This window comes from Streptomyces sp. MS19 (genome assembly GCF_047200595.1).
GTDB lineage: Bacteria > Actinomycetota > Actinomycetes > Streptomycetales > Streptomycetaceae > Streptomyces.
Window position 1 is genome coordinate 122,260 of record NZ_JBJZOH010000012.1, and the last position, 9,234, is coordinate 131,493.

The 9,234-nt window shown below is 73.7% G+C and carries 2 protein-coding genes; both read left to right on the top strand.

Annotated features, from left to right (window positions below):
• Positions 1-148: 148 nt before the first annotated feature.
• A complete protein-coding gene (locus tag ACL02R_RS15005) occupies positions 149-6,937 on the top strand; it encodes a DEAD/DEAH box helicase (RefSeq protein ID WP_412797383.1) in 6,789 nt (2,262 codons plus the stop codon).
• Positions 6,934-9,201: a UvrD-helicase domain-containing protein gene (locus ACL02R_RS15010; RefSeq protein ID WP_412797384.1), complete on the top strand. Its 2,268-nt coding sequence runs from the start codon at positions 6,934-6,936 to the stop codon at positions 9,199-9,201. The genes ACL02R_RS15005 and ACL02R_RS15010 overlap by 4 nt, the downstream gene beginning before the upstream one ends.
• Positions 9,202-9,234 lie beyond the last annotated feature (33 nt).

Here is a 9,234-nt window from a genome sequence, read left to right on the forward strand (position 1 = left end):
CGCCGCCGCGCGCCGCGTCGTCGCAGGTCGCGGCCCCCCGTGGCGGCCGCGGGCGGCGAGGCCCCGGTTACCGTATGCACGTGCGCCACGCCTGACCCGCGCGCGGACGGCAGGACACCGGAGGACCGGCACAGAAGGAGAACCACGCGTGCGACCCACTCTCGCCGCCGAGCAGGTACGCGACAGCCTGAGCCAGTACCTCTCGACCACCTACGCCCTGGCCGACGAGAGCACCCGGCGCGCCCTGGAGCGCTTCCTCGGCGACCCCGAGGACGGCATCTTCCGCGGCCCCTACCTCCGCGTCCGCACCCCCTTCCGGCCCGCCGCCGACGACAGCTGGCAGCAGCACCTCACCTGGTGGCCGCGCGGCTTCCGCCCGCACCGCCACCAGGCACAGGCATGGGAACGGCTCTCCACCCTCCACGGCCCGGCCAGGCATACCGTCATCACCACGGGCACCGGCTCCGGCAAGACCGAGGCGTTCCTCGTGCCGCTGCTCGACCACTGCCGCCGCGCACGCGAAGCCGGCCGCGACGGGATCAAGGCCGTCCTGCTCTACCCGATGAACGCCCTGGCCACCGACCAGGCCCAGCGCATCAACGACCGCCTCGCCGACCGGCGCGACGCCAGACTGCGGGACGCGGGCGTACGGGCCGGGCTCTACATCGGCGACAGGGCCTCCAAGGACTTCCAGCGCGCCAACCCGCACGTCGCCGTCGACCGGGACGAGATCCGGCGCACCCGCCCTGACATCCTCATCACCAACTACAAGATGCTGGACCTCCTCCTCCAGCGCCCGGAGGACCAGCGCCTGTGGCAGGCCGAGGGCGGCTCCGCGCTCGCGTTCGTCGTGCTGGACGAGTTCCACACCTACGACGGCGCCCAGGGCACCGACGTCGCGATGCTGCTGCGCAGACTCGGCGCCGTCACGGGACTCGCCGAGCCAGGGCGGCCACTGGGCGGGGTCTGCCCCGTCGCCACCTCCGCCACCCTCGGGGAAGGCGGCCCCGACGGGGAAGCCGGCGCCATGCTGGACGTCGCCGGGCAGGTCTTCGGCGTGCCGTTCCCACCCGACGCCGTCGTGGGGGAGGACCGGCGCGGCGTCCAGGAGTTCGTCAGGGCCAGCGACTTCATGCTGCCGTTCCCCGGACCCCACGAGGTGGTCGCGCTCGGCGACCCCACCAAGGACCCGCACGCGCTCGACCGGCTGGCGGCGGCGTTCACCGGCAAGAGCGGCCTCACACCCGCCCAGCTCGGCAGGGAACTGCGCCGCCACCGGCTCACCTCCGCGATCCTGGAGATCCTGGACGGCCGCCCGCGCACCATGGCCGAGATCATGGAAGTCCTGCCGCGCCACGCCTACCACTGGGGCACGGCCGTGCAGCAGCACCCGACCGTCGCGGCGAAGGCGCTCGCCCGCTACATCGCGCTGCTCTCGACGGCCCGCGACCCCGACGACCCCGGCCGGCCGCTGCTCTCCATCGAGATCCACCACTGGGTGCGGTCCGTCTCCCGCGTGCTGCGGGGAATCAGCGCCTCCCGGGCCGAGTTCCGCTGGGACGACGAGCGCGTCGCACCAGGGGGGACACTGACCCGTCTCCCCAGCGGAGGCGCCGGGGCGCCGCGCCCCGACGAGGCGGCGGACGCGGTACCGGTGGGCGACAGCGCGCCGCCGCCCGCCCAGGTGTTCCTGCCCGCCGTCTTCTGCCGCGAATGCGGACGCTCCGGCTGGGCCGCGCTGTCACCCGAGGCCGACCCCGCGACCCTCGACATGAACGCCGCGAAGATCCGCAGCGCCTCCACCGGCCGCGACAAGCGCCGCGTACGGAACATGATCGCCGCCACCGTGCGGCAGGCGTACGACGCCGCCTTCGCGAGCGAACGGCCACGCAGCGGCCCGACCGTGCTGGTGCTCGACGGCCTGAACGGGCGCCTCCGCCCGCTGTCGCCCGAGACCGACTTCGAGGTGACGCCGGACGGCGCGGCGCCGCGCGTCGCCAAACCGCTGCACGACAGCGCGTTCGTCCTGACCGACCTGGCCGACGACCGGGCCGCCGAGGGGGACCAGTGCCCGGCCTGCCGCACGTTCAACGCCATCCGCTACCTCGGCACGGGCCTCGCCGCGCTCGCCGCCGCCTCCATCACCCAGCTGTTCACCGGCGGGGAACTCGACGAGGACCGCGACGAGGACAAGCTCCTCCTCTTCAACGACTCGGTCCAGGACGCCGCCCACCGGGCCGGCTACGTCGCCAGCCGCTCCTACACCTTCTCCTTCCGCTCCCTCCTCGCCAGCCGTATCGACGAGGACAGGCCGATCGCGCTGAACGACCTGGCCGCCGACCTCATCGCCGACGTCGTGGACAGCAGGGCCGCCCAGGCCGCCGTGATCCCGCCCGACCTGCACGTGGTGCGCGGCGTGGACACCCTGCTGGCCGGCCGCGGCCGCGGCTCGCGGTCCACCTGGGAACTCATCGCCCAGCGGCTCTCGTTCGCGGCCGTCCTCGAATTCGGGCTCAGATCACGGCAGGGCCGCACCCTGGAACTCACGCGCACCGTCGCGGCCGACGTCCCGCTGCGGGACCCGGACGGGGTCGCCGAGATCGTCCGCGAACTGCTGTACACCACCCCGGGCGAGATCGCCCTGCCGGACGGCTCCGCACCCGGACCCGAACGCTGGCTCGGCCACGTACGCGGCCTGCTGGAGCGGCTGCGCGTCCGCGGCGCGGTCCGGCACGCCTGGCTGGACGGCTGGATCGACCAGGCGGGCGTGCGGCGCTGGCTCGTCTGGGGCGGGCGCACCACCGGCATGCCCGCCTTCCCACCCGGCGTGTCCGCCCCCGCGTTCCTGCTGGGCGGCCCCAAGCAGGGCAGCGACGACTTCGACGTGGTCACGGGCCGGCTCGGCTGGTACCAGGACTGGACCCGGCGCAGCCTCGGACTGCGGCCCGACGCCGCGAACGCCTTCCTGGGCAGACTGCTGCCCGCGCTCGCCGACGCGGGCGTCCTCGCGGCACGCACCACGAAGGACGGCACGACCCGGGTGTACGGCCTCCAGCCGGGACACGTACAGGTCCGCAAGCTGGCGGACGACCGGCTGGCGGACGCGTCCGCGCACTGCCCCGTCTGCTCCTGGGAACAGACGATCCACCCCGACCTCGCGGACCAGTGGCACGGCCTGCCGTGCCCGCGCTACCGATGCCCCGGCCTGCTGCGTACGGGCGAGGACCTGGCGAGCGGCGTACGGCGCCGGGACTACACGGAGGACTTCTACCGGCGGATGTACCGGGAGGCGGGGGTCTGGACGATCAACACCGCCGAGCACACCGGCATGCTCAGCCGCCCGCGACGCGAAGCGGTGGAGCGCGCCTTCCGGGCCGGCACGCGGGCGCACTACGCCAACCCGCAGGTCCTCTCCTGCACCCCCACGCTCGAACTGGGCATCGACATCGGCGACCTGTCCGCCGTCGTGCTCGCCTCGCTGCCCGCCGGGCCCGCCAGCTACGCGCAGCGCGTCGGCCGCGCCGGACGGGAGACGGGCAACGCCTACCTCCTCACGATGGTCGACCGCCGTCCCCGGGACCGGTACTACCTGGACGACCCGCGCATGATGATCGCGGGCGACATCCGGCCGCCCGGCTGCTTCCTGTCCGCCGTCGAGATCCTGCGCCGCCAGTACACCGCACGCCTCCTCGACCTGGCCGCCGCGGACGAACTCCGCCTCCCGGGCGGCGAGGACGGGGGCGAGGGCGGGGGCGAGGGGGCGAGGCTCCGGCCCATGCCGCATCTCGCCACCGACCTGTTCGGCGAGTCCGCCTGGCTCACCGACTTCCGGGACGCCGCACTCGCGGCCGGCCCGCGCCTGGCGGACGAGTTCCTGGACCTCTTCCCGCCCTACGACGAGGCGAGGGGAACGGGCGTCAGCCCGCAGGCGGCCGAGGAGCTGAGGTCCTACGCGACCGGTGGCCTCGCCGCCGCCCTCGACCGTGTCCGCGAGCGCTGGGAGAGCGGACGGAACGAGCTGCGCCGTCGCGTCGAGGCCATCGACAGGGCGCACGCGGCGCTGGTCGCGGGCGACCCGGAGCACGAACGGCAGGGCCGGGAACTGCGCGCCGAACGGCGCGCCGTGGCGCGGCGTTCCCGCGAGATCAGCCGGGCCACCGCGCACGGCACCCTCGTCGATCTCGGCCTGCTGCCCAACTACAGCCTGGTCGACTCCGTCACGGAGCTGGAAGCCACGATCACCTGGCGCGAGAACACCGGTGGGGACGCCTCCGCGCACAAGAGCCCCGCGGACAAGAGCCCCGAACACAAGAGCAAGGTCCTGAAGTACGACCGACCGGCGTCCCTCGCGCTGCGGGACTTCGCCCCGGGCAACCACTTCTACGTGCAGGGCTACAAACACAAGATCACGGGACTCGACATCGGCAGCCCGGGGCGCCCCGCCTGGGCGTGGTGGCGGATCTGCCCCGACTGCGGGTACGTCCGCGACCACCGGGCGCGGCAGGACACCGACGCCTGCCCGCGCTGCCGTTCCGCCGCCATAGGCGACGCCGGCTGCCTCCACAGGGTGCTGGTGCCCCGCCGCGCGCTCTCCCGCGACGCGCGCGACGACATCCGGGTACGGGACGACAGCGACGACCGCGAGCGCCGCCACTACACCGTCGTACCGGCCGTGGACATCCCCCGGGAGACCGTCGAATCGGCATGGCGGCACAAGAAGGCGACCTTCGGCTGGGAGTTCTCCCGGCAGGCCGTGATCCGGCACATCAACGTCGGCGCCACGCGCGTCGAAGGAGGCTCGGACGACGCCTTCGCCGGGCGGCGGGTGCGCCTCAACCCCTTCTGGGTGTGCGACTCCTGCGGCTACGCCGACCCGGACGGCGGCCCCTCCCCGCACGACCGGGACGCGCTCGTCACGGTCCGGCAGACGAGGTACCACCGCCCCTGGTGCCCCGCACTGCGCGAGAACACGGACGGGACCAGGGCGGCACGGGCGGGCATCAGAGTCCTCCTCGCGCACGAACTCCGCAGCGACGCCCTGCGCATCCTGATCCCCGCCGTGACGGCGCACGAACAGGACAGGCTCATCACCTTCAAGGCCCTGCTCCTGGCGGGTATCGCCCGCAGCTACGGCGGTGACCCGGACCACCTGGCGGTCGTCACCGACTCGATGCCGGAACAGGACGACGCGGACCTGCGCAGGCACTTCCTCGTGCTGTACGACACCCTGCCCGGCGGCACCGGCTACCTCCACCGCCTCGCGGGCGGCGAGGGACTGCACGACGTGCTGACCCGGGCCCGCGCCGTCATCGAGGGCTGCGTGTGCGTCGCCGAGGGACGGACCGCCTGCCATCGCTGCCTGCTGCGGCACGTCGCCGACACCGAGTACGGCCAGGTGTCCCGCGAGCACGCGCTCGACATGCTCGCGGAACTCCTCGGCCGCTCGGGCGACGGCTGGGCCGTCGAGGAGGCGACGACCACACAGGACATCACCCTCGTCCCCCAGGTCGAGAGCGAACTGGAGGCGCTGTTCCGCGAAGGGCTGCTCAGCTGGGCGCGGGACGCGGACGAGGTGAGTGTGCGCACGGCCCTCACGGCGGACGGCACACACGACACCACCCTGCGGTTCACCGCGCCCGACGGCAGGGTCACGGGCTGGCGTATGGAGACACAGACCGATCTCGGGTTCACCGTCCCGGACATCGTGTTCCGCAGCCTCGACGACGACCGGCTGCGCGTCGCCGTCTACCTCGACGGCTACCGCTACCACGCGAGCCCCGCCCACAACCGCGCGGCGGGCGACGCGGCCAGACGCACCCGGCTGCGGTCCGAACACGGCTGGCAGGTGTTCCAGCTCACCTGGGACGACGTGCGCGCCTGGGCCGGCCGGGCGAAGCCGCCCGCGGAGCCGGTGTGGACGCCCTACCAGCACACGGCCCGGCGGACCGCCTCGGACATCCACCGGCGGCTGCACGGCGGCGACCCCCGGGACCTCACGCGCCTCGTCTGGACCAACCCGGTCGAGACCCTGATCGGCTACCTGACCCGGCCCGACGCCGGCCTGTGGCGGCGGCTCGTGCAGAGCGCCCTCGCCGGGTTCGCCACGGTGGCGGCGACCAGCAGGGCGCTCGCGGACGGCCCGGACATCGGCCGGCGGATCGGCGAGGCGCTGACGGGCGGACGCCTGTCCGGCGGCACGGGTGCCGTCCAGGTCATGGCGACCAGGGACGCCGGGGACTGCCCGCTGACGATCGCGCTCGACCTGCGCCGGGGCCAGGCCGCGGCGGCGTGGACCGCGCTGACCGTGCTCGACGACAGCCAGGCGGCCGTCGAAGGCGACGAGAACGCCCACCGGCGCCGCTGGCAGGCGTGGCTGTACTGGACCAATCTGCTCCAGTTCCTCAACGAGGGCGAAGGAGACGGTGTCCAGCTGACGACGAGTCAGCTGCCCGGCTTCACGGTCGGGGAACTGGCCGTGACCGGTGGCGCGGGCTGGCTGGAGTCCCGCCGGAGCACGCGCGAACCGGCCACCGCACCACCACAGCCACAGCCACAGCCGACGGCCGGGCGTGACCCCGCGTGGCAGGACGTGCTCGCCTACCTCGTGGACGAGCCGGGCTTGGCCGGACTGGCCGAGGCACTGGCCGCGGCGGGAGCGCCCGCGCCCGAGGCCGGGTTCGAACTGGGCGAGGCGGCCTGGCCGGCCGAACTCGCCTGGCCGCCGCACCGCGTCGCCGTCGTCCTGGCACACCGGCCCGGCGCCGGTGGCACGCCCGACCGCGACGCGGAGAACCGTGACCGGGCGTACGAGGCGGCGGGCTGGCGTGTCCGGCCCGCCGTCGAGTGGGATGCCGGGGAACTCCTTGACACACTGGCGCGGCCTCCCGCGGGAGACGGCCGCCCGACCGGCGGAAGCGACGACGAGGGAGACGGATGACGGGCAGCCGCGGCACGGGCGTGACGCTCCGCCTGCTGGACAAGGCGGACAGGGAGATCGTCAAGCTGGACCGGACGGTCATGGGGGCCGTCTACAAGTTCCAGCACGAGTTCCGCAGGAATCCATGGACCAACGGCATGGACTTCAAGCGGCTCAAGGGCCACGACCGGCTCTGGTCCGCACGGGTCAACCGGGAGTACCGCGCCCTGCTGCTGCGGCTGGACGACGACGACTGGCTGCTGGTCTCGGTCAAGCACCGGCGGGACGTCCACCGGAACCTCGACCGGCTGGCCTACGGCATCAACCAGGTCACCGGCGCGATCGACTACGTGGACCTCCAGGTCGTCGAGGCGGGCGTACGGGGACCGGACACCCCTGCGCCGGACGCGGCACCGGAGCCGGCCACGGCCCCCGAACCGGCAAGCGCCGAGACGCTGTTCGCGCGGTACGACGCGGAACAGCTGGCCGCCCTCGGCGTGGCCGAATCCCTCATCCCCATCGCCCTCAAGCTGACGACGGACGACGAACTGCTCGGCCTCGCCGAGCACGCGCCCCGCCACACGGGCGAGGTCCTGCTGCGGCTGTGCGACGGTGTCCCGTACGAGCAGGTGCGGGAGGAGGTCACCGAGCCCGTCGCGGTCGCGGGGGAGGACCGCCCCGACACCGAGGACTGGCAGGCGGCCGTCGCCCGGTCGCAGACGGTCGTCATCACGCACGACGAGGCGTTGCAGAGCGTCCTGGAGGAGGGGGACTTCGGACGGTGGAAGGTGTTCCTCCACCCGACGCAGGAGAAGCTTGTCCACCGGACGTACTCGGGCCCCGCGCGGGTCAGCGGCGGCCCCGGCACGGGCAAGACGATCGTCGCCCTCCACCGGGTCAGACACCTCGTGGACCGGCTTCCCCCCGGGCACAGCAGGCCGGTACTGCTCACCACCTTCACCAGGAACCTGGCCGCCGACCTGCGGGCGCGCCTCATCTCGCTCGGGGGCCCGGAACTGCTGGCGCGCGTCGATGTCGTCCACGTCGACCAGCTGGCCCAGCGTGTCGTCAGCGAGTCGGCGCCCGGCGGGACCCGGCGCAGGATCGACGACACGCAAGCCCTGCGCGAGTGGCGGGAACTCCTGGTGGAGGCGGGCGAGAGCCGCTGGGACGCCGCGTTCCTCAGCGACGAGTGGAACCAGGTGATCCTCGGCCAGGCGGTCGCCACGAGGTCCGACTACTTCCGCGTCAGACGGGCCGGCCGGGGCCGCAGTGTCTCGCGGGCCGACCGGGCCGAGATCTGGCAGCTCGCGGAGAAGTTCGTCCACCGGCTGGAGATCAAGGGACTGGAGACCCACCGGCAGGTCGCCGAACGGGCCGCCCAGCTGGAGATCGGCCGCGAGGCCAGGATCGAGGAACGGCGGAGGCGGCGGGAGGAACGGGGAGGGCTGGACAACATCCATGCCGAAGCCGGTTCCGGCGCCCGGCTCCGCCACCGGTACCGGCACGTCGTGGTGGACGAGGCGCAGGACCTCGCCGCCGCCCACTGGAAGATGCTGCGTGCCATGGTGCCGCACGCGCCGGACGACATCTTCCTCGTCGGGGACACCCATCAGCGGATCTACGACAACCAGGTGACGCTCGGCAGCCTGGGCGTCAACATCCGCGGCCGGTCGGCCAGGCTGACCCTCAGCTACCGCACGACGCGCCAGATCCTCGGCTCCGCCCTCGGGCTCCTGGAGGGCACCGGCTACGACGACCTGGACGGCGGCGACGAGGAACTGGCCGGATACCGCTCGGTGCTGAACGGCCCCCGCCCGACCCTGCTGGGCGCCGCCGGCTGGGACGAGGAGGTGGACGTGGTGATCGCCCAGCTGGACGCGTGGGACGACGTGGCACGGGAGGCCGTCGCGATCTGCGTCCCGACGAACGAGATGGCCGACGACGTCGTCTTCCGCCTCGGCCGCCGGGGCATCGCGGCGACGAAGATCACCTCGGACGGCACCCGGCGCGAGGAGGGCGTGCACGTCGGCACCATGTACCGCTTCAAGGGACTGGAGTACCGCCGCATGATCATCGCCGGTGTCTCGGAGGGCCTGGTCCCGCGCGCGTCGGTGGACGCGTGGGAGCGGACCGACCCGGCCCGGCACCGGCGTGAACTGCAACGGGCGCGCTCGCTGCTGTTCGTCGCCGCCACGCGGGCGCGGGACGGCCTCGTCATCACCTGGAACGGCGAACCGAGCCGCTTCCTGCGGCCCCTGCGGCCGGCGCGCGCGCGGCGGTGAGCGTGCCGGGCGTGCCCTTTTCTGACGGAAACG

Bases quoted from the DNA above. Each gene is read 5' to 3' on its own strand.
- ACL02R_RS15010 (WP_412797384.1), top strand. From the start codon at position 6,934: ATGACGGGCAGCCGCGGCACGGGCGTGACGCTCCGCCTGCTGGACAAG.